The sequence below is a fragment of the Microbulbifer yueqingensis genome (assembly GCF_900100355.1).
GTDB lineage: Bacteria > Pseudomonadota > Gammaproteobacteria > Pseudomonadales > Cellvibrionaceae > Microbulbifer > Microbulbifer yueqingensis.
In genome coordinates, this window is the sequence record NZ_FNFH01000009.1 from 43,895 (window position 1) to 63,995 (window position 20,101).

The following is a 20,101-nucleotide window of genomic DNA, read 5'->3' on the forward strand; positions in this document are numbered from 1 at the left end:
TACAACCGACTTTCAAGGCTGGAGCCGAAGTAGATACCCGATGACCGATTACAAAGCGACTCTGAACCTGCCGGCAACGGATTTCCCCATGCGCGGCAACCTGCCGCAGCGGGAGCCCCAAACCCTCAAAAAGTGGCAGGAGGGCAAGCTCTACGAAAAGATCCGCGCGGCCCGCGCCGGGCGCGAGCAGTTCATCCTGCACGACGGCCCGCCCTATGCCAATGGCGATATCCATATCGGCCACTCGGTCAACAAGATCCTCAAGGACATCATCGTCAAGTCGAAGACCCTGAGCGGCTTCGATGCCCCCTATGTGCCCGGCTGGGACTGCCACGGGCTGCCCATCGAGCACCGGGTGGAGAAGAAGGTCGGCAAGGCCGGCGCCAAGGTGGATCACAAGACTTTCCGGCAGAAATGCCGTGATTACGCCGCGAAACAGGTCGAGGGGCAGAAGAAAGACTTCATCCGCCTGGGGGTGTTCGGTGAGTGGGACAACCCCTACCGGACCATGGATTACCAGTTCGAGGGCGATATCATCCGCGCCCTCGGCCGCATCGTGAAAAACGGCCACCTGGCGCGTGGCTTCAAGCCGGTCTACTGGAGCGTGGTGGGCGGCTCGGCCCTGGCCGAGGCCGAAGTCGAGTACCAGGACAAGACCTCGTTTTCCATCGACGTGTGCTACCCGGTCACCGAAGAGACGGCACTGGCGATCGCCGATGCCGCCGGTGGCCACGGCGGCGATGGCCCGCTGTCGGTGGTGATCTGGACCACCACCCCCTGGACCCTGCCGTCCTCCCAGGCGGTGTCGGTCAATGCCGAGCTGGAGTACGTGGTGGTGCAGGTTGGCGAGCGCCGCCTGCTGGTGGCCGAGGACCTGAAAGATGCGGTGCTCGGTCGCGCGGGGCTCGAGGGCGAGGTCGTCGGGCATATCCGCGGCGCGGCCCTGGAGCACCTGAAGGTCAGGCACCCCTTCTACGACAAGGAACTGCCCCTCGTGCTGGGAGACCATGTCACCACCGACGCGGGTACCGGCTGCGTACACACCGCCCCGGACCATGGCCCGGACGATTTCCTGGTGGGCAAGCACTACGGGATCGAAACCCTGAACTACGTGGACGACAACGGCGTCTTCCGCGAGAGTGTACCCATCTTCGCTGGCGACCACGTCTACAAGGTGGACGAGAAAATCGTCGACCTGCTGAAGGAAAAGGGCGTACTGCTGCACCAGGACAAGCTGGTCCACAGCTATCCGCACTGCTGGCGCACCAAGACGCCGCTGATCTACCGCGCCACTCCGCAGTGGTTTATCAGCATGCAACAGAACGACCTGCTGGACCATGCGCAGAAGGCCGCCGACGCGGTGGAGTGGATCCCCGGCTGGGGCAAGGCGCGCATCGATGCGATGCTGGATGCCAGCCCGGACTGGTGTATCTCCCGCCAGCGCACCTGGGGTGTGCCCATCGCGTTGTTTGTCCATAAGGAGACCCACGAGATTCACCCGGACACCCCGGCGCTGATGGAAAAGGTCGCGGAGCGCGTGGACGCGGAGGGGATGGACGTATGGTTCGAGCTGGATCCGGCCGAGCTTCTCGGTGACGATGCCGCGCACTACCAGAAGGTGACTGACACCCTGGATGTATGGTTCGACTCGGGTGTTACCCATTTCGCGGTGCTGGCGCGACGCGACGGCCTGCGCTTCCCTGCGGATCTATACCTGGAAGGGTCGGACCAGCACCGCGGCTGGTTCCAGTCGTCCCTGAAGACGTCGATCGCCATCAACGACTGCGCGCCCTACCGCCAGGTACTGACCCACGGTTTCACCGTCGACGCCCAGGGCCGCAAGATGTCCAAGTCCATCGGCAACACGGTGGCGCCGCAGGACGTGATCAACAAGCTCGGCGCCGATGTGCTGCGACTGTGGGTGGCAGCGACGGATTTCAGCGGCGAGATGGCGGTCTCCGACGAGATCCTCAAGCGCACCGCGGACTCCTACCGCCGCCTGCGCAATACCGCGCGTTTCTTCCTGTCCAACCTGGCTGGGTTCAACCCGGAAAATGACCTGCTGCCGGCCGAAGACCTGCTGGCGCTGGACCGCTGGGCGCTGGACAAGGCGGAGCGATTGCAGGACGAGATCGTCATGGCCTATGACAAGTACCAGTTCCACCAGATCTACCAGAAGCTGCACAACTTCTGCGTGGTGGAAATGGGCGGTTTCTACCTGGATATCATCAAGGATCGCCAGTACACCACCAGGGCAGATAGTGTCGCCCGCCGCTCGGCGCAGACGGCGCTCTACCATATCGTCCAGGCCTTCGTGCGCTGGATTGCCCCGATCCTGAGTTTCACCGCCGACGAGCTGTGGCAGTTTATCCCGGGCGAGCGCGGCGACACCGTGTTCACCGAGGAGTGGTACCCGCTGCCGAAACTGCCGGCGGATGCCGCGATGGGCGCGGATTACTGGGCGGACATTGCCCGGGTGAAGACGGCGGTCAACAAGGTGCTCGAGGAGCAACGCGGGACGGGCAATATCGGTGGCTCGCTGCAGGCAGCGGTGACCCTTTACGCCGACAACGGGCTGCGCGAGAAGCTGCTGGAACTGCAGGACGAGCTGCGTTTCGTGCTGATCTGTTCCTCCACCTCGGTGCAGCGCCTGAGTGACGCCGCCGGCGCCCACGAGACGGAACTCGAGGGATTGAAGGTCGACGTGCGCAAGGTGGAGCACCCGAAGTGCGCGCGCTGCTGGCACTACCGCGCTGACGTGGGTGCAGATCCCCGGCATCCGGAGATCTGCGGGCGCTGCGTGGAGAATGTGGAAGGTGCCGGTGAGGAGCGTCACTATGCCTAAGTTCGCGGGGCATAAGCTCACCGGCCATCCCTGGCGCTGGTACTGGCTGGCCCTGGCAGTGATCGCGATGGATATTGCCACCAAGGTCTGGGCCGTGGGCGAATTCCGGGCGGGGCCGCCCTTCCAGATCATTCCCGGCCTGCTCCAGTTCACTTACGCGGAGAATTACGGTGCGGCGTTCAGCTTTCTCGCCGATGCGGGCGGCTGGCAGCGCTGGTTTTTCGGCGTGGTGGCGGTAGGCTTCAGTATTATGGTGATCGTCTGGTTGTGGCGGCTTCCTGCCAGCAAGCGCTGGGAGCCCTTCGCCCTCGGACTGATCCTCGGCGGGGCGCTGGGCAATCTCTGGGACCGGATGGTGTTGGGCTATGTGCGGGACTTTATTTCCGTTTACTACAACACCTGGAGCTTCCCTGTGTTCAATGTGGCCGACATGGCAATCAGTGTCGGTGCCGCCATGCTGGTGATCGAGCTGCTGTTCTTCAGTGATAGCGACGAAAACGGCGAGCAAGTGGCCGGCCACCCCGGTAAAGACGCAAAGAAGAGCGCGGAAACCCAGAAGTCATGAGTAACAATGTAATCGGCGAGCACAGCCGCGTCACCCTGCACTTTAGCCTGAAGCTGGATGACGGCACGGAAGTGGATTCCACTTTCAAGGGCGATCCCGCTTCTTTTTCGGTCGGCGACGGCAGCCTGCTGCCGGGTTTCGAAAAAGCGCTGTTCGGCCTGGAGGCCGGCGATGAGGCGGAAATCGAGATCCCGCCGGAGGCTGGTTTTGGCCAGCGCAACCCCGCCAATATCCAGAAAGTGCGCCGGGACCACTTCTCCCCGGACATTGAGCTGGAGCCCGGGCTGGTGGTGTCCTTCGATAACGGCAGCGGGGAACTGCCCGGCGTGATCCGGGAAGTTGGTGACGAAGAGGTGGAAGTGGATTTCAATCATCCCCTGGCGGGGCAGACCCTGACCTTCCATGTGAAAATCATTGAAGTGGCATCGGTGAACTGATGACTGAAATACGCCTTGCCAATCCGCGCGGCTTCTGTGCCGGTGTGGACCGGGCCATCGACATCGTCAATCGTGCCCTCGACGTGTTCGGGGCTCCCATCTACGTGCGCCACGAAGTGGTGCACAACAAGTTCGTGGTCGACACCCTGCGTGAGCGCGGCGCTGTGTTCGTGGATGAATTGTCCGAGGTGCCCGACGATGTGATCGTCATTTTCAGTGCCCACGGGGTCTCCAGGGCGGTGCAGCACGAGGCGGAGCAGCGCGGCCTCAGGGTCTTCGACGCTACCTGCCCGCTGGTGACCAAGGTGCACATGGAGGTGAGCAAGTTCAGTCGCGACGGCAGCGAGTGCATCCTGATCGGCCACAACGGCCACCCGGAAGTGGAAGGCACCATGGGCCAGTATGACACCAGCGGCGGCGGTGCCATCTACCTGGTCGAGGATGAAGAGGACGTGGCGCGCCTGCAGGTGAAAGACGAGAGCAACCTGAGTTTCGTCACCCAGACGACCCTGTCCATGGACGACACCGCCAAGGTCATCGATGCCCTGCGTGTGCGATTCCCCGAAATCCGCGGTCCGCGCAAGGACGACATCTGTTATGCCACCCAGAACCGCCAGGACGCCGTCCGGCAGCTGGCGCTGGAGAGCGACCTGGTGCTGGTAGTTGGCAGCCCCAACAGCTCCAACTCCAACCGCCTGCGGGAGCTGGCCGAGCGCTGTGGCGCATCCGCCAAGCTGGTGGACGGCGCGGGGGATATCGATCCCGCCTGGATCGAGGGCAAGCAGCGTATCGGCATTACCGCCGGGGCATCGGCGCCCGAGGTGCTGGTGCAGGGCGTGGTAACACGGCTGCAGGAGCTGGGCGCGAAATTGCCGCAGGAGATGAGCGGGCGGGAGGAAAACATCAGTTTCTCCCTTCCCAGGGAGCTGCGTTAACCTCCAACGTGCAGGAATAGCCCCGCTTGCCACACGCCCGTAGCGTAACGCTGATGATGGGCGGCGAGAACAGGGCGGCTAACAGTCATCCAGCCTGCTCGAGCGCAGGCGCCCGCTTGGTGCCAGTGTCAGGGCGCGGCCGCCAGTGCCTTCGGTCGGACATATCCTGAAGGTGCCCATCTGCAGCGCGCCGTTCACGCGGCGGCTCACGCCGGTGCCAATAAATGATACATAGCTGCCGGCCGGGTCGTTCCAGCTGATGCTGACCGACTCCAGCGCGGGTCCGCTGAATATCAGCAGCTCAGCACCGTCACGCAGCCCGTTACTATTGATATCTGCAAATGCCTCCCATCCCGCTTCCCAGCTGCCGCGACTTCGCAGCGTCACCCGCTGGTTGCGGGACAGGGCGGTTGCGCGGGCCAACTGTATGGCAGACTGCAGTTCTTCCGTCGTCGCGCTTACCCGTGTCTGCTGCACCTGCCGTGAAAATCCCGGCGCACCGAGGGCAAGCAATATTGACAGTATCGCTAGCGTGACCAGTAGCTCGAGCAGCGTAATCCCACGCTGCAACATGATTCCCCTCCCTGGGTCCCCCTGAAAAGTATCAGAGCATCGACCGCTCACTCCGGTTCTATGCCCGCCTGTCGGATGCCTCTAGTTCCTGAGGAGGCGGTTTAGGTAAGCTTCGGACGACTATACCCCCGCATCGATTGTGCATCTACCGCTCTGGCGGGGGAGAACACGTGAAACAAGCCAGCCTGCGCTGGCCGTGGAAGGATAAGAAATAATGCTGTGCATCCAGGCGAGAAAAGTCCCGGTTATGGCACGGGAGCAGCGGGGCTTCACCCTGATCGAGTTGATGGTGACCATCGCAGTACTCGCGATTCTCGTCAGTATTGCAGGGCCGAGTTTTACTTCCATGATCAACAATAATCGATCAGCTGCTGTTGGTGAGGAGCTCGCCGGCGCGTTCAATTATGCTCGCAGCGAAGCAGTTAAGCGCGGCGACCGTGTCTCGATCTGTGCGAGCAGTGACGGCGCCACCTGTTCGGCGGCCGGGACCTGGAGCCAGGGCTGGATAGTCTTTACCGATTCTGCCGCTACTGACATCGCGACCACGCCGGTTGTGAATGCGGTACTGCGGCGCTGGGAAGCGCCCGGGGGCGACGCGGCGATCGCAGTGACCCAAACCGCCGCCACCAACTTCGTTCGCTATACCCGGCTGGGCACGCTCGGACGTGCTAACCAGGTGACCGTCACTTCGAGCGTGAGCGGTTGCACGGGCAATGCCGCACGCACAATTACCATCGGCCCTGCAGGCTTGATTAATGTGGCGCGCAGCGCCTGCTAGGGAGGGGAGTATGAACGCAATATCCTTTCAGCGCGGGGCGGGATTGATCGAGGTAATGGTAACGGTCCTGATCCTGTCGACCTCCCTCCTGGGGCTGGCGGCCTTGCAGAATCGTTCGCTGCAGTATAACCACAGTGCCTACCTGCGTTCACAGGCCAATATCCTGGCCTATGACATTCTTGATAGGGCCCGAATTAATCGGGCAAACCTCACCAGCTACAGCCTTGCCGCGACCGATGATGCGCCGACGGCCACCGGGCTGGCGCCAACCGACTTGCGTGAATGGCGGGAAAGCCTTGCAGCGGCGTTGCCGGAGGGCAGCGGCGGGATTGAATGCAGTGCCGTAACCCGGATCTGTACCGTGACCATCCAATGGGCGGAGCGGGATGGCGTCGGCGTTGACGGTGATACGGAGGCGAGCCGCTTCCAATATTCCACGCGGATCTAGGGGGGAGTCCAGCTATGCGTAACCAGCGGGGTATATCACTTGTCGAGCTGATGGTCTCAATTACCGTAGGGCTCATCCTGATGACAGGTGTGGTGCAGCTGTTCCTTTCCAGCCGTGCGACGTTCACCACCCAACAAGCCATCTCGCGGGTCCAGGAGACCGGCCGCCTGGCGATGGAGTTCATGTCCCGGGATATCCGCATGGCCGGCTATATGGGCTGCATGAGCCGGAATCTCAACTTTACCAACACCCTCAATAACTCCAATGCCCTCGCATACAGCTTCGATGTGGGTATTCAGGGACTCGACAACTATGCGAGCGCAGTCACCGGTTATCCGGCAGCCAGGATCGGGACCGATATCCTTGTCGTGCGCAGCGCCAACGGGCTGGGTGTTGGTGTCACTCAGAACAATGACAGTTCCCAGCTGTTTGCCCAGGATACCGGTACAGATCCGAACGGTTGCGGCGCCGGTGAGCCGAGCCTGAGCGGCCTCTGCATCGGTGATGTCCTGGTCGTCGCGGACTGTATGAAAGCGCGTATTTTCCAGGCGACGAATTTACAGGATACCGGCGGTATCTCCATCAACGTGGTGCATTCCGGCAACGCGTCGGGAGGAACCTTCGAGCCGGGTAATGCGATCAGCTCCTGGGGCGGTGCCTCCGGTGATCCGTCCGAGCAGTTTGGCCCGGACTCCCAGATCATCAAGATCCAGACCACGAGCTACTACGTGGCTGATGGCACTTCGGGTCGCCCGAGTCTCTGGCAGCGGGTGGGCACCCAGGACCCGCTGGAATTGCTTGAGGGCGTCGAGGACATGCAACTGACTTACGGGCGCGATACCACTGGCGACAGCATCCCGGATAGTTATGTCACCGCTGCCGTGCTCAATACCGCGAACGACTGGGATTCTGTGTTGAGCGTACGTGTAGAGCTGCTGGTGTCCAGCACCGATGACAATGTGCTGCAGGAGGCCCAGGCCTACACCTTTAACGGCACCACGGTGAATAACCCCGGTGACCGCCGGCTGCGCCAGGTGTTTAACAGTACTGTCGGCATTCGCAGCCGCCTGCCCTGAGCCAAAGGAGTTCTCCATGCAAGCCAATACGATGATAACTTCAGGTTTACACGGACAGCGTGGCGCCACCCTGCTGGTTGGCCTGGTCATGCTGTTGCTGATGACCCTGATCGGCCTGGCTGCCATGCGCGGCAGTGGCATGCAGGAACTCATGGCGGGCAATATGCGCGATCGCAACCTGGCCTTCCAGTCAGCGGAAGCAGGCTTGCGCGCTGCGGAACAGGTCCTGAACGGCGCGACCCTGCCGGCCTTTGACGGCTCGCAGGTCGGTTATGCCCAGGATATTAATGGTTCGAAGGCCACCGGCTTCTGGAGCACTTACAACTGGGCGGCCGGATCGGTGCTTACCCAAATGGGCTTGGACCGGGTGGCTGAGCAGCCGCGCTTTGTGATCGAGGAAGTTAGCAGCACCATCGTCAATGCTGGCGCTGACGGTAGTGGTATCGATTTCGCCAGCAGCTTAAAGTCCGAAGATATTATCTACTACCGGGTCACAAGTCGGGGTGTGGGTGGTACCAATAATTCCGTAGTCATAGTCCAGTCTACTTTCAAGCGTTGATACGGGCGGGAGATAGCACGATATGTTTGGCAGAATAAGAAAGGCAAAATTCGGGCTCGTACTGTCCGCGGCACTGCTCAGCCTGTGCACGGCACACAGTGCGATGTCACTGAGCCTGTCGCAGACACCTCTATTCCTGCGTACCGGTGCGGACCCCAACGTCATGTTTATCCTCGATGACTCGGGCTCAATGCATTTCGAGGTCACACCGGCGGAGAATGTGGATCTCTTCGTGGGTAGTTACACCGACCAGCGCCCCTTCCGTGCGGTTTACTATATGTATCCCAACAGTGCGCTTACCTCGGAGAATGGCGGCACTCTGGATTACTGTATCTATGAAAGCAGTGGTTCCGGTAGTTGCGACTACTGGGAGCAAAACCTTACCGACAGTGATCTCCTGTATGGCAACCTGATGCCGCACTTTGATGCCGACAATCGCTGGGCAGCCTACTTCCGTTCCGCGCACAATAATGCTACCTATTATGATCCTACGGTGCGCTACCGCCCGTGGGTCAAGGAGGACGGCACTTACTGGGACAATGCCACTGCAACCCAGGCCTACCACAACCCCGCAATCACGAGCAAAGGCTACCGCAACCTGACGGTGGACAATACCCAGACCGCCTGCTGGATCAAGGACACGGCAACAGCCTTCACGGAAACCTATGACAATGACGGTACGAACGGTTGGGAGCTCTGTGAGGACGGGTCCAGGGCAAAGAGCCTGACTTTTTATCCGGCTACCTATTTCAAGTACAAAGGTACTGGTGATGTAAAACTGGCTTCCAGCTATACCCGGGTGGAAATCCGGAACAACGGCACGACTTACGCCGGTGGGCCCGCGCGCACAGACTGTGCCGATTCGACGGCCTGTACCTACCAGGAGGAAATCCAGAACTTCGCCAACTGGTACAGCTACTACCGCTCGCGGCTCCTGCTTGCGCGCGCCGGCGTAGGCCGCGCCTTTGCCGCACAGGGCGAGGGAATGCGAGTGGGATTCGGCACCCTGAATAAGGGCGCCGAGAATATCGACTCCGTCTCGACCGAGACGATTGTCAGTGGCGTGCGCACCTTCAGTGGCAGCAACCGCGTAAACTTCTTCGACAATCTCTACGACCGCGACGTGCCCAAGGCCGGTACCCCGTTGCTCGCAGCACTCGACAACGCGGGGCAATACTACAGCCGTGAGGATAACAAGGGACCCTGGAGTAAGCTTCCGGGACCGGGTAGCGATGATTCCCAGCTCGCCTGCAGGGCCAGCTATACCATCCTGATGACTGACGGTTACGGCAGCGACTACGACGATTATGCGGATAATGCCATCGGCAACGCCGATGGCACCGACGGGGCGCCATTCAGCGATGCGTACAGTAATACGCTCGGCGATATCGCCATGCATTACTATGAAAATGACCTGCACGAAACGCTGGCAAACAGTGTCCAGACCAACGAGATCGACAAGGCTACCTGGCAGCATATGGTGACCTTCGGCGTCGGCTATGGCGTCACCGGGAGTATCAACGCCGAGGACGCCTTTGCCGCTATCGGCTCGCAGGCCACCGTGGACTGGCCCAATCCGAGAACGGGCGGGGATTCCGCCAAGCTCGACGACTTGCTGCACGCTGCGGTTAACGGCCGCGGCGGTTTCTTCAATGCTGCCAATTCCGAGGCATTCGCCAGTGGGCTGGCGGATATTCTGGAAGAAATTTCCGACCGCCAGACCGGTTCTGCTTCCTCGGTAGCAGCGAACTCCACGCGCCTTGGCACGGATACAGTTATCTACCAGGCATTGTTCAGGACCGGTGACTGGAGCGGGGAAGTTCAGGCCATCCCGATGCTGCCGGACGGCACACTTAGTACCTCCGTTAAGTGGAGCACATCGGATGCGGGGAAAATCTCACCGACCAACCGCAAGGTAATTACCTTTAACGGCTCGACAACAGTCGATTTCCAGTGGGCCAACCTGACTGCGTTACAGAAGGCAGCCCTGATTGGCGATGATAATGCCACTGTCGGAGAGCAGCGGCTCAACTGGGTTCGGGGGAACGCCGTCGACGGGATGCGCACGCGCTCGGTGCTGCTCGGTGATGTCGTCAACGCGAGCCCGGTGTTCGCCGGGCGCAAGGACTACAGGTTCGAACGGCTGTCAGAGGCGCTGGGCGGGCTCGCGTACAGTGCGTACTATACGAGTGCAAAGAAAACACGGACTGAAGTGCTTTATGTCAGTGCCAATGACGGTATGCTACATGCAATTGATGCGAGCAATGGTAATGAGCTCTTCGCCTATGTGCCCGCCGGGGCCTACCCCAAGCTGAAAGAGCTGACGCAACTTGATTACGGCACTTCGGAAAATCCACATGAGTACATCGTCGATGGGCCTTTGTTTGTGGGGGATGCCTTTTTCGATAAAAATGGCGACGGGACCGATGAGTGGGTGAATGTGCTCGTTGGAACCTATGGCGCCGGCGGCAAGGGACTCTTTGTCCTGGATGTCACCAATCCGGCCGCCCCGAGTGTGCTGTTTGAGCTCGATGGCACCAACGACTATATCGGCAACGTCATGGGGCAGCCGCTGGTGGCGCCCACGAGTGCTGGCTGGAAAATCATTTTTGGCAATGGCTATAACTCCACCAGTGGCCAGGCGCGACTTGTGGTTGTCGACCTCGCCGATCCGAGCAACATCGAGACTATCGAGACCGAAGAAACCATCACCGCTAATGGCTTGGCCGGGCCGGCTCTGCTCACCGACGCTAGCGGGGAAGTAACCTCGGCCTACGCCGGCGACCTGTACGGCAATATGTGGAAGTTCGATCTCGAGGGCAACAACTGGGGACTGGCTTATACGCAGGGGCAGGACCGCTATCCGCTGTTTATCGCCCGGGACCCGAGCGGTGCAGTCCAGCCGATTACTTCGACACCGACACTCGGCATCAACGGTAAGATGGAAAACGCTGTCATGGTCTATTTTGGCACGGGCAGTTATCTGACCAGCGCTGATAATCAGGCGGGTTCCATAATCAATAGCTTCTATGCCATTGCAGATCAGGGTGAGGAAATTACCACCACTGATCGGTCCGAGCTGCTGCAAAAGGTTATTGTAGAAAGCGGGGATACACGTTCGATCACCAACGATGCCAATACCGACTGGTGGGCCACCAAGAAGGGTTGGTACATGGATCTGACACCAGGCGAGGGCGCCGTTACGGGCGAACGGGTCATCAGCAAACCGCTGCTACAGTACGACCGGCTGATTTTCCCCACCCTGATCACCTCGGAAGATCCCTGCTCCTACGGGGCCAGCGGCTGGCGCATGGAGGCGATCGCGGTGGGCGACAAGTTCCAGGGGCACTCCATTTTTGGCGAGTCGGGCAAGGTCGAGGATTATGCGGTCATAAGTTATTCCGAGTTTATTCGCGCGGGTGAGAAGGCTTATATCCCGTATACCAATACGAAAGGGGAGGGCGGCTCGCATGGCGGTGAGTTGCCGTCGACCTCGGTAGGGCGCATGTCCTGGCGCCAGCTGCGTTAATTTGAGGCAATTATGAAGACCATTAGAAGAACTGAATCCGGCTTTACCCTGATCGAACTGATGATCGTGGTCGCCATCATCGGAATCATTGGCGCCATCGCCTACCCCTCCTATATAGAGTCTGTGCGGAAGAGTAATCGCGCTGATGCCAAGGCGATGCTGAATGATGTCGCGCAGCGGCTGCAGCGTTGCTACACGGCCTACAGTGCCTACGACGACGGCAACTGCACGGCTGCCGGTGCCGTAACGGGCGGGAATACCATTACTTCGGCTGAGGGCATGTATACGGTAGCCGGCGTCCTGGCTGCTACTACCTACGACCTTACCGCCACGCCGGTGGCCGGCACGACCCAGGCCGGCGACGCGAAGTGCACGAGCTTCACGCTGGATGAAACAGGTTTACGGGGCGCCACTGGCTCGGATTCTGCGAACTGCTGGTAGTCGGGGCGGCGTGAGCCTGGGCAGAAAGTCGGGAAGTCCCTGTGCAGCGCCGGGTAATGAACGGCTGACCGGCCCGGTGGCCGGGTATCCCCCCTCTTGTGGACTGGTGCTAGTCTTCCAGCCCGAGTTTCTTGAGCCGGTAGCGCAGTGAGCGGAAGCTGATACCCAGCTTTTGTGCCGCTGCAGTCCTGTTCCAGCGAGTCTCCGCAAGAACAGAAGAGATCGCCTGACTTTCGATGGCCTGGAGGAATTGGTCAAGGGACTGGTAGCGGCCCGGATCGAATTGCCCCGGATACGGATACTGCTGGTCCTGGCCGGTCCCCGGCGCCAGCGAGGGAGAGCTATACCGGACTTCTGCCGGTTTAGCCATCTCCTGCTCGAGGGACAGGTCTTCCGCCCGTATTTCACGCCGATCGCTGAGGGTGAAGGCCCGCTCCAATATGTTCTCGAGCTGTCGTACATTGCCGGGGAAGGAGTAATTTCGCAGGGTATCCAGCGCCCCGCTCGTGAGGATGGGAGGGGCGACGCCGGCATGCAGCGCTATTCGGCGCATGATAGTGTCAGCCAGTAATGGAATGTCCTCGGCGCGTTCGCGCAATGGCGGGACCGCCAGTTCGATGACATTGATGCGGTAGTACAGATCGCTGCGAAAGCGCCCGGCCGCGACTTCTGCCGCAAGGTCTTTGTGAGTCGCACTGAGAACCCGCACGTCAATAAGGATTTCATCGCTCGCTCCTATCGGCCGTACACACTTCTCCTGAATCGCCCGCAAGAGCTTGACCTGCATGTCCAGCGGCAGGTCGGCAACCTCGTCGAGAAACAGGGTGCCGCCTGCCGCACTCTGGAACAGGCCCGCCTTGTCCTTGTGGGCGCCGGTAAAGCTTCCTTTCCGGTGTCCAAAAAACTCGCTTTCCATCAGTTCGGTGGGAATGGCACCACAGTTGATGGCAACAAATGGCTTGTCGGCTCGCGCGCCCTGTGCATGGATGGAGCGCGCGGTCAGTTCCTTGCCGGAGCCCGACTCACCGCTGATATAGATCGGAGCGTCGCTGCGCGCGACCTTGGCGATTTGCTCCCGTAAGCGTTGCATTGCGGGCGCCTGTCCCAGCAGTCGGTCACTGCCATCCTGGTCCGGTACCCTCTCTTGCTGGCGAAGGCGAAGCGCCAGCTCTACCAGCCGGCGCAGCCGCTCGAGGTTGACCGGCTTGCTGACAAAGTCGAAGGCACCCATCTTGAGGGCATCGATCGCGCTATCCATGTTGCCATGGGCGGTGATCACGGCAATTGGCAATTCGCTCGGACGTGAATTTTCCTCCTGCAGGTAGCGGACCAGCTCCAATCCGTCACCATCCGGGAGGCGCATATCCGTGAGGCAGAAGTCGTAACGGTGCTGGCGCAGCAGTCGGTAAGCCTCGTCCAGGCTGCCGGCCACGTGGCTGGTGACCGCCATCCGGCGGAGCGTCATTGTCAGCAGGTCGCAGATGTCTGGCTCATCGTCGACGACCAGTGCAAGAGGTTGCATAGGAATGCGCTTGTTATTGTTGCTGTGGGAACGGTGATTGCTTAACGATTATGCCAGATTAAAGTCGGCATGCGTCAATGGTGAATGCCCGTGGCACCTGATCCTCAGAGAACGCGGTTGGCGTGGGCGAATTCAATGCGGAAGCAGCTGCGGCCGCTGGTATCGCGGCAGTGGGAGAGGCTGGCCTGGTTGGACTCGCACAACTCCCGCGCAATATAGAGACCGAGTCCACTGCCACCTTGGCCAGTGGTGAAGAAGGGCTCGAAAATCTTTTCGCGGTACTCTTCGGGCACTCCGGGACCCAGATCCACCACGTCGAGCACAGCTGTATCGCGCTCGGGATGTCGATGGGCGTACAGCTCGAATTCCGGCACGCCTGTGGCCATTTCCGAGTGGCTCAGGGCGTTGTTGCACAGGTTGGTGAGCACCTGGAGCAGCTGAGCCCCATCAAAGCGGGCGTGGAGCGGCGTTTCGGGCAGTTCCAGGCTGATAACCGTACCTGCCGGGGCGCCGATACGGTATTCGGCTACAAATTGCTCGATCCAGCAGCCCAGCTCGTGCAACTGTGGCTGCGGTGCCTGTCGACGCGACAGCAGCATGACATTCTCGACAATCTGGTTCACCCGGTCACTGTGACGGCAGATGATCTCAGCCAGGTGGCGATCTTCCTGGCCCAGCGATGTGGACTCGCTCAGTAGCTGGGCAGCGTGGCTGATCGCACCAAGGGGATTGCGCACCTCATGGGCGATGGAGCCGGTGAGATGGCCGAGTGAGGCCAGCTTGAGCTTTTGCGCGGCCTGCGTGAGCTTGCGGTTGTCCTCGATGAAAACCAGGGTGTTATTGCCCTGTTCCCGATGCAGGCTGGCAAAGCTGACCCTGAGTTCATTACCATCCTCGAGTCGCATCAGGTGGCCATTGCAATTGGGGTCCTTTTTCCAGTTGCGCAGTGCAGAGAGCAGCGCCTCGTATAGCCGGCTTCCGGGCTGCACTTGCCTTCCGGTCATCTGCTGTGCGGCCTGATTGACCAGCTCGGTCTGGTGCGCATCGTTCAAGACTACAACCCCGGTACGCATGCGCTCGATGATCTGCTGGGCGAGCCGCTGCAGGTGGGCGGCCTGCCGGCTCTGCTGGTCGGCACGCCAGGTGGCAACACGGAGCAGCCCCGACAGGTACTGTAGCCCGCTGACCACGCCAAACAGCAGGATCCCCAGGCTGCCCGCAGAGACGATATCCCGGGAATCAGCGGTTCCCGCGATGAGCCCATACACCTGTTGTGCTATGACTGCGGTGCTGGCTACCGCGGCGAAGAAGGCGCCCAGACGTCGCTCGAGCAGCAGCGATCCGGCTGCACAGCTGATCAGCAGCAGATATCCGAGCCCGGAGTTCAGTCCGCCACTGGCATGGATCATGGCGAGAAAGGCCGGGATGTCAGCACCGAGCATAAGGGACAGTTGGCCGACCCTGACCTGGTAGCCGGTGGCATGCAGGTGGAGCAGCCAGCCGACATTCAGGGCTGTATAGGCGATGACGGTATTGAGGAACAGGCCGGGAGCGGTATTGCCGAGCGCGCCCTGGCCCAGTTCGGAGGTGAACAGACCCAGCAGCACCAGGGCAATCGCCACCCGGTACCAGCCGTAAACCCGGAGCAGCTCATGGTACTGGAAGGCCTGCCTGCGTGGGGATGTCACTGCTGTGGTCACTGTCGGTGATCTCTTGCTGGTGTGGCGCTGCGGTGCTGACCAGGGCAGGGTACACTCGCAGTAAAGCGTTATAATCGCCGCTTCTCTGGACAGAGGTAATAAGATGTCTACTTTGCAGCTAGTGCTGGCACAAATCAATTCCCTGGTGGGCGATATTCCCGGCAACACCGCCCAGGTTATCGATGTCGCGCAGCGCGCCCATCGCGAGAAAGGTGCCGAACTGGTGGTGTTCCCCGAGTTGACCCTGTGCGGCTATCCCCCGGAAGACCTGTTGCTGCGGCCCAGCATGGGCAGGCGGGTCGACGCAGCCCTGACTCAGCTGCAGGCGGCAGGGCTTCCCTGTGCAGTCCTCGTCGGTTATCCACGGGTAGTGGCGGGCAAGGTCTTTAACATGGCCGGGCTGATCGTGGACGGCGAACTGGTGGCGGAGTACGCCAAACAGAAACTGCCGAACTACCAGGTATTCGACGAGATGCGTTATTTCGTTCCGGGTGACCAGCCCTGTGTCGTCGATATCAAGGGTATCCCCACTGCCATTACCGTCTGCGAGGACATCTGGCACCCGGAGCCGGTGGCCCAGGCCGCGGCGGCCGGCGCCAGGCTGATGCTCAACATCAATGCCTCGCCGTTCCATCGTGGCAAGGCCCAGGAGCGCCTGGAGCTGCTGGGCAACCAGGCGCGTGCCGGGCGCATGCCGATTGTTTACGTAAACTCGATCGGGGGCCAGGATGAGCTGGTTTTCGATGGGGGCTCATTCGCGATAGATGCCCAGGGCAAGCTGTGTGCCCGTGCGCCGGAATTCGTCGAGCACCTGTTATCGGTACAGGTGAGTGCCCAGGATGACGGCGTCAGCCTCGCAAAGGGGGAGCTGGTGCCGGCCGAGTCCGATCTGGGAGCCGTTTACCAGGCGCTGGTGCTCGGGGTTCGCGACTATGTCAATAAGAATGGGTTCAATGGTGTAGTGCTGGGTCTTTCAGGGGGGATAGATTCCGCCCTGACGCTGGCCATCGCCGTGGATGCACTGGGCAAGGAACGTGTAGAGGCGGTGATGATGCCGTTCCGCTATACGTCGGAGCTCAGCAAGAACGATGCGGCCGACCAGGCGGAGCGGCTGGGAATCCACTACCGGGTAATCAGCATCGAGCCCATCTTCGACGCCTTCATGGACGCGCTGGCCGACGAGTTCGCCGATACCGGGCGCGATACCACCGAGGAGAACCTGCAGGCGCGCTCACGCGGGGTGATACTGATGGCGATCTCCAACAAGAAGGGAGCCATGGTGCTGACCACGGGCAACAAGAGTGAGATGGCGGTAGGTTACGCCACCCTCTACGGGGATATGGTAGGCGGCTACAGCGCCCTGAAAGACGTCCCCAAAACGCTGGTATTCGAGCTGGCGCGATATCGCAACAGTGTGTCCGAAGTCATCCCCGAGTCGGTCATAACGCGGCCACCCAGTGCGGAGCTGGCACCGGACCAGGTGGATTCGGACAGTCTCCCCCCATACGAGGTTCTGGATGAGGTTCTGAATCTGTATGTTGAGCGGGATTACAGCGCCGCGGACATTATCGCGCGGGGATTCGACGCGGAAATGGTGGAGCGAGTAGTGCGGCTGGTGGACCGCAATGAGTACAAGCGTCGCCAGGCCGCAGTGGGAGTGCGTATTTCAGAGCGAGGGTTCGGGCGCGACCGTCGCTACCCGATTACCAACGGGTGGAAAGCCGGGGAGTAATGCCCCCCAGCCGGGATCGGGCAAATAGAAAAAAGGCGCCGTGCGGCGCCTTTTTCATTTTGGTTATCCCGGCGTGGCCTGGCTCAGAGAAGCTCGGGCGGCAGCGGCGCCTCTTCATCGCGAAATTCGGCATTGTACAGCTCCCGGCTGTCAAAGCCGCGGGGGTCAGACTTCTCGAAAAGGCCCAGGGTCAGGCGGTGCAGGATGCTGTTGCCGCGGGCCCCTTTGTAGTAGTCGTAATCGAAGTTGCCGTTCTTGCGAAGGGCCGGATGGTGCGGGTAATTGGTGCGCAGCACGGCCAGAGCATCATTCTGGAGATCCTCCATGCCCAGCAGGTGATAACCCTGGACCATCACCGCGAGGGCATCGGGTACCGCCGGGGTCTGCTGGAAGTTTTCCACCACGTAACGCCCGCGGTTGGCGGCGGCCAGGTAGGCACCGCGCTTGAAGTAGTAGTTCGCCACATGGATCTCATAGCGCGCCAGGAGGTTGCGCAGGTGGATCATGCGTTTCTGCGCATCCGGGGCGTAGCGGCTTTCCGGGTAGCGGGCCATGAGCTGGGAGAAGTAGGCGAATGACTCCCGTGCCGAGCCCGGGTCGCGGCGGGTCATGTCGGTGGGCAGGAAGCGCTCGAACAGGCCTGTCCCCTCGGTGAAGGAGGCCAGCCCCTTCATATAATACGCATAGTCGACATTGCGATGCTGCGGGTGGAGGCGAATGAACCGGTCGGCCGCGGCGATTGCGGCATCGTTTTCATAATTCCGGTAATAGGCGTAGATCAGCTCCAGCTGCGCCTGCTCGGCATAGCTGCCAAAGGGGAAGTTGTCTTCCAGCGCCCTGAGGTTCTTGATCGCCAGGTCCCACTGGCTCGACCGGAGCTGGCGCTGGGCGGATTCATAGAACGTCTGCTCTGTGCGACTGCCTGACGGTAGGCCTTCTTCCTCTTCGTCGGTGCTGGCGCATGCGACAAGTATCGCGGCCAATGCCGCCAGCCACAGCGTTTTCCAGGCCTGCATAGCCCCTCGCTCTATCATTATTACACTCTACCTTCTTGCATTTGTTCCGCCCCTGCTCCGCAGTTGGGCGGGCGGTGCGGTACACTGGCCACCTTCTTGTGAAAGTGGCGGGCCGACATTTAACCACAGTCGCGCAGCCGTCCAAAGTATTTGAGCCCGATCAATGACTGACCAAGTGGAACTTGAACTTGAAGTCCCGACCAGTATGGCCGGCCAGCGCTTAGACCAGGCCGCAGCCGAATTAATTCCCGACTATTCCCGCGCCAGGTTGCAGGGCTGGATCAGGGCGGGGCAGCTGACTGTAGATGGTCGCGCCGCGCGGCCCAGGGACAAGCTCTTTGGTGGCGAGCGCCTGCAGCTGAGTGCGGAGCTGGAGCCGGCCGGCGAGTGGCGTCCCCAGCAGATTGACCTGCGGGTCGTCTATGAGGACACAAGCCTGCTGGTCATCGACAAGCAGCCGGGGCTCGTGGTGCACCCGGCCGCTGGCAACCCGGATGGCACCCTCCTGAACGGCCTGCTCTACCATTGCCCGTCGCTGGAGAAGATCCCCCGTGCGGGCATTGTGCACCGGCTGGACAAGGACACCAGCGGCCTGATGGTGGTGGCCAAGACCCTGCCCGCCCAGACCAGCCTGGTGGAACAACTTAAGCAGCGCACCGTGAGCCGGCAGTATGACGCCATCGCCCAGGGCGTGATCACCGGCGGCGGTACCGTGGACGCCGCCATTGGCCGGCACCGGCAGAACCGCCTGAAAATGGCGGTTCTGGACCACGGCGGTAAGGAGGCCATTACCCACTACCGGGTCGAGGAGCGTTTTCGCGCCCACACCCTGGTGCGTTGCCAGCTTGAGACGGGACGGACGCACCAGATCCGGGTACATATGGCCCATATCCGGCACCCGCTGGTGGGAGACCCGCTGTACGGGGGCCGCCCGCGCCTGCCACCGGAAGCCAGTCCGGAACTGGTCCAGGGCCTGCAACAGTTTCCCCGCCAGGCCCTGCACGCGGCAGAACTGGCGCTGGTGCATCCCGACACCGGCCGCGAAATGCACTGGAGCGCACCGCTCCCCGCAGATATGCTGCAGTTGCTCGAACTGCTGCGCACGGACATGCGGCGCGGGCGCAATACACCGCTGACTGCCGGCTGAGACAGGACCCAGAAAAAAACATGAGTGTCGATCATTACCTGAAACCCGACTGGAGCGCCCCCGCCCATGTCCATGCAGTGACGACGCTGCGCAGTGGCGGGCACAGTGGCGGCCCCTACAGCTCGTTCAACCTGGCTGCCCATGTGGGTGACGACGACGGGGCGGTGGAGGCAAACCGCCGCCTGTTGGGGAAAGAGCTGGAATTACCGGTTGAGCCCCAATGGCTGGAACAGATCCACAGTGACCGGATTGTCGAGGCCCGGGGCGATGGCCTGGTGCGTACTGCGGATGCAAGCATTGCGCGGGAAGCGGGGATCGTCTGCGCGGTGCTCACAGCTGACTGCCTGCCGCTGCTGCTGTGCAATCGCGCCGGCACCCAGGTCGCCGCAGTGCACGCGGGCTGGCGCGGACTCGCAACCGGCGTGGTGCGTAACAGTGTGCGTGCATTTGACTGCAATCCCGATGAGCTGCTGGCGTGGCTGGGACCTGCCATTGGCCCGCGCGCGTTCGAAACCGGCGTCGATGTGCTGGAAATGTTTTTTGAGCACGCGATGGATAGTGAGCACACCGAAAAGGTCGCCGGATGTTTCCGCCCGCACTCGGCCAAGCCGCTGCATTTTCTCGCGGATATCTATGCGCTGGCGCGTGCGGAGCTGCAGAGCCTGGGGGTGACGGAAATTACCGGTGGCGACCACTGTACCTTCGAAGAGAGCGACGCTTTCTATTCCTATCGGCGCGATGGCGAGACCGGGCGCATGGCGACCCTGGTCTGGCTGGCCTGATCGGTTACATCCTGCT

17 protein-coding genes are annotated in these 20,101 nt (G+C 61.1%); 13 read left to right on the forward strand and 4 right to left on the reverse strand.

Features of this window, described 5'->3' with window-relative positions; translation table 11 throughout:
- The first annotated feature begins 40 nt into the window (after nucleotides 1-40).
- From ileS to ispH, 4 genes are read left to right on the forward strand one after another with little or no spacing between them, the layout of a single operon-like run.
- Entirely contained in the window at nucleotides 41-2,845 is a 2,805-nt protein-coding gene (ileS, locus tag BLT26_RS15835; RefSeq protein ID WP_091517033.1) for an isoleucine--tRNA ligase, read from the forward strand.
- Nucleotides 2,838-3,410 (forward strand): signal peptidase II, encoded by a 573-nt coding sequence (gene lspA, locus BLT26_RS15840; RefSeq protein ID WP_091517038.1) that lies wholly within the window; start codon nucleotides 2,838-2,840, stop codon nucleotides 3,408-3,410. The genes ileS and lspA overlap by 8 nt, the downstream gene beginning before the upstream one ends.
- A complete protein-coding gene (locus BLT26_RS15845) occupies nucleotides 3,407-3,847 on the forward strand; it encodes an FKBP-type peptidyl-prolyl cis-trans isomerase (protein ID WP_091517042.1) in 441 nt (146 codons plus the stop codon). Before lspA ends, BLT26_RS15845 begins: the two co-directional genes overlap by 4 nt.
- Entirely contained in the window at nucleotides 3,847-4,782 is a 936-nt protein-coding gene (gene ispH / locus BLT26_RS15850; protein WP_091517045.1) for a 4-hydroxy-3-methylbut-2-enyl diphosphate reductase, read from the forward strand. Before BLT26_RS15845 ends, ispH begins: the two co-directional genes overlap by 1 nt.
- Before the next feature lie 78 nt (nucleotides 4,783-4,860).
- On the opposite strand, the gene BLT26_RS15855 is transcribed toward ispH, so the two are convergent.
- Nucleotides 4,861-5,355, reverse strand: coding sequence for a GspH/FimT family pseudopilin (locus BLT26_RS15855; protein ID WP_091517048.1), 495 nt, complete (start codon nucleotides 5,353-5,355; stop codon nucleotides 4,861-4,863).
- A gap of 214 nt (nucleotides 5,356-5,569) precedes the next feature.
- Here BLT26_RS15855 and BLT26_RS15860 point away from each other — a divergent pair, with 214 nt between their 5' ends.
- From BLT26_RS15860 to BLT26_RS15885, 6 genes are read left to right on the forward strand one after another with little or no spacing between them, the layout of a single operon-like run.
- Nucleotides 5,570-6,133 (forward strand): GspH/FimT family pseudopilin, encoded by a 564-nt coding sequence (locus tag BLT26_RS15860; RefSeq protein WP_091517098.1) that lies wholly within the window; start codon nucleotides 5,570-5,572, stop codon nucleotides 6,131-6,133.
- Nucleotides 6,134-6,143: 10 nt separating this feature from the next.
- Nucleotides 6,144-6,581, forward strand: coding sequence for a type IV pilus modification protein PilV (gene pilV / locus BLT26_RS15865; protein WP_091517101.1), 438 nt, complete (start codon nucleotides 6,144-6,146; stop codon nucleotides 6,579-6,581).
- Nucleotides 6,582-6,595: 14 nt separating this feature from the next.
- Nucleotides 6,596-7,657, forward strand: a complete 1,062-nt coding sequence (locus tag BLT26_RS15870; RefSeq protein ID WP_091517104.1) for a PilW family protein — start codon at nucleotides 6,596-6,598, stop codon at nucleotides 7,655-7,657.
- A 16-nt stretch (nucleotides 7,658-7,673) separates the two neighbouring features.
- Complete coding sequence (locus tag BLT26_RS15875; protein ID WP_091517052.1) at nucleotides 7,674-8,216, forward strand: pilus assembly PilX family protein; 543 nt, start codon at nucleotides 7,674-7,676, stop codon at nucleotides 8,214-8,216.
- Between the two features lie 22 nt (nucleotides 8,217-8,238).
- Nucleotides 8,239-11,745, forward strand: coding sequence for a pilus assembly protein (locus tag BLT26_RS15880; protein ID WP_091517055.1), 3,507 nt, complete (start codon nucleotides 8,239-8,241; stop codon nucleotides 11,743-11,745).
- A gap of 12 nt (nucleotides 11,746-11,757) precedes the next feature.
- Nucleotides 11,758-12,186, forward strand: a complete 429-nt coding sequence (locus BLT26_RS15885; RefSeq protein WP_175453156.1) for a type IV pilin protein — start codon at nucleotides 11,758-11,760, stop codon at nucleotides 12,184-12,186.
- Between the two features lie 109 nt (nucleotides 12,187-12,295).
- On the opposite strand, the gene BLT26_RS15890 is transcribed toward BLT26_RS15885, so the two are convergent.
- Nucleotides 12,296-13,708 carry a sigma-54-dependent transcriptional regulator gene (locus BLT26_RS15890; RefSeq protein WP_091517059.1) on the reverse strand — a complete coding sequence of 471 codons (1,413 nt, stop codon included), beginning with the start codon at nucleotides 13,706-13,708 and terminating at the stop codon, nucleotides 12,296-12,298.
- Between the two features lie 104 nt (nucleotides 13,709-13,812).
- A complete protein-coding gene (locus BLT26_RS15895) occupies nucleotides 13,813-15,408 on the reverse strand; it encodes a sensor histidine kinase (RefSeq protein WP_091517063.1) in 1,596 nt (531 codons plus the stop codon).
- Nucleotides 15,409-15,511: 103 nt separating this feature from the next.
- Here BLT26_RS15895 and BLT26_RS15900 point away from each other — a divergent pair, with 103 nt between their 5' ends.
- Complete coding sequence (locus tag BLT26_RS15900; RefSeq protein WP_091517065.1) at nucleotides 15,512-17,140, forward strand: NAD+ synthase; 1,629 nt, start codon at nucleotides 15,512-15,514, stop codon at nucleotides 17,138-17,140.
- Nucleotides 17,141-17,223: 83 nt separating this feature from the next.
- On the opposite strand, the gene BLT26_RS15905 is transcribed toward BLT26_RS15900, so the two are convergent.
- Entirely contained in the window at nucleotides 17,224-18,156 is a 933-nt protein-coding gene (locus tag BLT26_RS15905; RefSeq protein WP_091517069.1) for an outer membrane protein assembly factor BamD, read from the reverse strand.
- A gap of 163 nt (nucleotides 18,157-18,319) precedes the next feature.
- On the opposite strand from BLT26_RS15905, the gene rluD reads away from it, so the two are divergent.
- Both rluD and pgeF read left to right on the forward strand, forming a co-directional pair.
- Nucleotides 18,320-19,303: a 23S rRNA pseudouridine(1911/1915/1917) synthase RluD gene (gene rluD, locus BLT26_RS15910; protein WP_091517071.1), complete on the forward strand. Its 984-nt coding sequence runs from the start codon at nucleotides 18,320-18,322 to the stop codon at nucleotides 19,301-19,303.
- A 20-nt stretch (nucleotides 19,304-19,323) separates the two neighbouring features.
- Nucleotides 19,324-20,085 carry a peptidoglycan editing factor PgeF gene (pgeF, locus tag BLT26_RS15915; RefSeq protein ID WP_091517074.1) on the forward strand — a complete coding sequence of 254 codons (762 nt, stop codon included), beginning with the start codon at nucleotides 19,324-19,326 and terminating at the stop codon, nucleotides 20,083-20,085.
- Nucleotides 20,086-20,101 lie beyond the last annotated feature (16 nt).

What these genes read in the sequence shown, in the direction of transcription:
- ileS (WP_091517033.1), top strand. Translation starts at nt 41, where the DNA reads ATGACCGATTACAAAGCGACTCTGAACCTGCCGGCAACGGATTTCCCC.
- lspA (WP_091517038.1), top strand. Translation starts at nt 2,838, where the DNA reads ATGCCTAAGTTCGCGGGGCATAAGCTCACCGGCCATCCCTGGCGCTGG.
- BLT26_RS15845 (WP_091517042.1), top strand. Translation starts at nt 3,407, where the DNA reads ATGAGTAACAATGTAATCGGCGAGCACAGCCGCGTCACCCTGCACTTT.
- ispH (WP_091517045.1), top strand. Translation starts at nt 3,847, where the DNA reads ATGACTGAAATACGCCTTGCCAATCCGCGCGGCTTCTGTGCCGGTGTG.
- BLT26_RS15855 (WP_091517048.1), bottom strand. Translation starts at nt 5,355, where the DNA reads ATGTTGCAGCGTGGGATTACGCTGCTCGAGCTACTGGTCACGCTAGCG.
- BLT26_RS15860 (WP_091517098.1), top strand. Translation starts at nt 5,570, where the DNA reads ATGCTGTGCATCCAGGCGAGAAAAGTCCCGGTTATGGCACGGGAGCAG.
- pilV (WP_091517101.1), top strand. Translation starts at nt 6,144, where the DNA reads ATGAACGCAATATCCTTTCAGCGCGGGGCGGGATTGATCGAGGTAATG.
- BLT26_RS15870 (WP_091517104.1), top strand. Translation starts at nt 6,596, where the DNA reads ATGCGTAACCAGCGGGGTATATCACTTGTCGAGCTGATGGTCTCAATT.
- BLT26_RS15875 (WP_091517052.1), top strand. Translation starts at nt 7,674, where the DNA reads ATGCAAGCCAATACGATGATAACTTCAGGTTTACACGGACAGCGTGGC.
- BLT26_RS15880 (WP_091517055.1), top strand. Translation starts at nt 8,239, where the DNA reads ATGTTTGGCAGAATAAGAAAGGCAAAATTCGGGCTCGTACTGTCCGCG.
- BLT26_RS15885 (WP_175453156.1), top strand. Translation starts at nt 11,758, where the DNA reads ATGAAGACCATTAGAAGAACTGAATCCGGCTTTACCCTGATCGAACTG.
- BLT26_RS15890 (WP_091517059.1), bottom strand. Translation starts at nt 13,708, where the DNA reads ATGCAACCTCTTGCACTGGTCGTCGACGATGAGCCAGACATCTGCGAC.
- BLT26_RS15900 (WP_091517065.1), top strand. Translation starts at nt 15,512, where the DNA reads ATGTCTACTTTGCAGCTAGTGCTGGCACAAATCAATTCCCTGGTGGGC.
- BLT26_RS15905 (WP_091517069.1), bottom strand. Translation starts at nt 18,156, where the DNA reads ATGCAGGCCTGGAAAACGCTGTGGCTGGCGGCATTGGCCGCGATACTT.
- rluD (WP_091517071.1), top strand. Translation starts at nt 18,320, where the DNA reads ATGACTGACCAAGTGGAACTTGAACTTGAAGTCCCGACCAGTATGGCC.
- pgeF (WP_091517074.1), top strand. Translation starts at nt 19,324, where the DNA reads ATGAGTGTCGATCATTACCTGAAACCCGACTGGAGCGCCCCCGCCCAT.